This window comes from Acidisphaera rubrifaciens HS-AP3, from assembly GCF_000964365.1.
In the GTDB taxonomy this organism is placed as follows: domain Bacteria; phylum Pseudomonadota; class Alphaproteobacteria; order Acetobacterales; family Acetobacteraceae; genus Acidisphaera; species Acidisphaera rubrifaciens.
Genome location: NZ_BANB01000366.1, coordinates 1 through 1862, shown reverse-complemented (window position 1 = coordinate 1862; position 1862 = coordinate 1). Strand labels below are relative to the sequence as shown.

Below are 1862 nucleotides of genomic sequence, written 5' to 3'. Positions count from 1 at the left end.
TCGATCCTCCCATCGCGCGGCGCGCTGGGACACGCCCCTTACCCCCGCCCGCCGACCGCGTGTCGCCGCGGCGCGGCCTTTCCGGAAAGGCACTTCATGCCGGCGAACGATGACCTGTTCCGTCCCGACCTGGAGCCTGGCCAATGGGTCGCCCATCCCGACCGGGCCGACTGGGGGCCGGGACAGGTGCAGTCCGCGATCGGCCACCGCGTCACCGTGATGTTCGAGCATGCCGGCAAGGTTCTGGTGGACGCCCGCCACGTGACCCTGCGCCCGACCGACGGTCCGAACGATACCGGCGGCACCCGGCGGCCGCGCTGAGCGGTGGCCGGCCGGCGAACCGGACGCCGGCGGGCTTGAAGCGGCGGCCGTTCCGGCGCACGTCTATTGCATGACCGAGCTCGCCAAACCGACGCCGCCCGGCCCCCCACCAGCGCCCCCGTCGTCGCCCGTCGCGGCGACCGGCGGGGCCACCCTGGCCGGCCCGCCCATCATGGCCCCGCTGGTCGATCCGTTCGGCCGGGCGATCACCTATCTGCGCATCTCGGTCACCGATCGTTGCGACCTCCGCTGCGTCTACTGCATGGCGGAGGACATGACTTTCCTCCCCAAGCGCGACCTGCTGACCCTGGAGGAGCTGGACCGCCTGGCCGGCGCCTTCGTTCGCGCCGGCACGCGGAAGCTGCGCATCACCGGTGGCGAGCCGCTGGTCCGGCGCGAGGTCATGTCGCTGTTCGAACGGCTCGGCACCCGGCTCGGCCACGGTCTCGACGAACTGACGCTGACGACCAACGGCACCCAGCTTGCCCGCCACGCGGCGGCGCTGCGCGCGGCCGGGGTGCGGCGCGTCAACGTCTCGCTCGACACGCTCGACCGCGACCGCTTCGCCGCGATCACCCGCTGGGGTCGCATCGAGCAGGTGCTGGACGGCATCGCCGCCGCCAAGGCGGCCGGCCTCGCCATCAAGATCAACGCCGTGGCGCTCAAGGGCGTGAACGAGGACGAGTTCGACCGCATGCTGGAATGGTGCGGCGAGGAAGGACTCGACCTCTGCCTCATCGAGACCATGCCGATGGGCGAGGTCGCGGACCGGTCGGACCAGTACCTGCCGCTCTCGCTCGTGCGCTCGCGCCTGCGCCGCCGCTGGACCCTGGCCGAGACCGACTACCGCACCGGCGGTCCGGCCCGCTACTACACGGTGGCGGAGACGGGGCGGCGCATCGGCTTCATCACGCCGATGACCCATAATTTCTGCGAAAGCTGCAACCGCGTGCGCCTGACCTGCACCGGCACGCTCTACATGTGTCTCGGCCAGGACGATCAGGCCGATCTGCGCGCCGTCCTGCGCAGCGGCGTGGACGATGCCGGGCTCGATGCCGCGCTGCGCGCCGCGATCGCCCGCAAGCCGAAGGGCCACGATTTCATCATCGACCGCACCAACCGCCCCGCCGTCGGCCGGCACATGAGCGTGACCGGCGGCTGAGCCGGCCTCAGGCCGGGGGCGCCCAGCCGGTCAGCATCGCCAGCCGCAGGTCGAGCGCCACCGTGCCGTCCGCCTCGGTCGGCAGGCGGGCGAGCGCCGCCGGGAACAGCAGGCGGCTCGGGATCAGCCGGGCGCGGTCGGTCAGAACGTTCGTCTCCCCGGCGTCGCGCAGGTCGGCCAGCACGCCGGCCGGGTTGCGGTAACGCAGGCTGATCCGCTCCGCGTCCGCCACCGGCAGGACGAATCCGGCGCGCTGCAGCAGGCCGGCGCAGTCGCGCAAATCCGGGAATGGCGCCACGCGCGGCGCCGCCCCGCCGGTCAGCATCGCCTCGGCCTCCGTCAGCGACTCGCGCAGCGTCTGCAGCGTGCCCAGCGCCGG

The 1862-nt window shown here is 72.9% G+C and carries 2 protein-coding genes and 1 pseudogene; 2 read left to right on the top strand and 1 reads right to left on the bottom strand.

What is annotated here, in order from left to right; genetic code table 11:
* The first annotated feature begins 96 nt into the window (after nucleotides 1-96).
* Nucleotides 97-321 (top strand): DUF3553 domain-containing protein, encoded by a 225-nt coding sequence (locus B8460_RS11215; RefSeq protein ID WP_048861683.1) that lies wholly within the window; start codon nucleotides 97-99, stop codon nucleotides 319-321.
* Nucleotides 322-493: 172 nt separating this feature from the next.
* Nucleotides 494-1483 carry a GTP 3',8-cyclase MoaA gene (moaA, locus tag B8460_RS11210; protein WP_199445619.1) on the top strand — a complete coding sequence of 330 codons (990 nt, stop codon included), beginning with the start codon at nucleotides 494-496 and terminating at the stop codon, nucleotides 1481-1483.
* A 7-nt stretch (nucleotides 1484-1490) separates the two neighbouring features.
* Here moaA and B8460_RS21875 read toward each other — a convergent pair.
* Nucleotides 1491-1862 (bottom strand): annotated as a pseudogene (locus B8460_RS21875) (SAM-dependent methyltransferase); the annotation flags it as partial.

Excerpts from the sequence above, each read along its gene's own strand:
- B8460_RS11215 (WP_048861683.1), top strand. The coding sequence starts at position 97 with ATGCCGGCGAACGATGACCTGTTCCGTCCCGACCTGGAGCCTGGCCAA.
- moaA (WP_199445619.1), top strand. The coding sequence starts at position 494 with ATGGCCCCGCTGGTCGATCCGTTCGGCCGGGCGATCACCTATCTGCGC.